This is a genomic window from Pauljensenia sp. UMB3104, assembly GCF_030217285.1.
In the GTDB taxonomy this organism is placed as follows: Bacteria; Actinomycetota; Actinomycetes; order Actinomycetales; family Actinomycetaceae; genus Pauljensenia.
On sequence record NZ_JASONN010000436.1, the window covers coordinates 1 to 253 of the forward strand.

The 253-nt window shown below is 39.1% G+C and carries 1 protein-coding gene; it reads right to left on the reverse strand.

All coding sequences use genetic code 11. The annotated features are described in order from the left end of the window. On the reverse strand, positions 1 to 253 hold a 253-nt coding region (locus QP415_RS12310; RefSeq protein WP_285100263.1), incomplete at both ends, for a hypothetical protein.

Sequence of the window (253 nt, forward strand, 5' to 3'; positions counted from 1 at the left end):
TTTAAAACGGATCTCTCAACATACACTTTGTTACCAAGCTTATTAAGTGGTAGGCCTAATTCTCTGTGCCATTTCTCGGTTACCGTATTCCGGCTGGTACTGTATAATTGGGTGACTTCATCAATTGTCAACATTTCCTTATTAATAGCCAAATCTCTCTTGAGGTCTTCGGCCAGCTGGTTCAGATAGGGCTTTAACTGGTTAACGAAATCTTTTGAAGCACTAGGGTCTAATTGAATTTGAATATCACTCA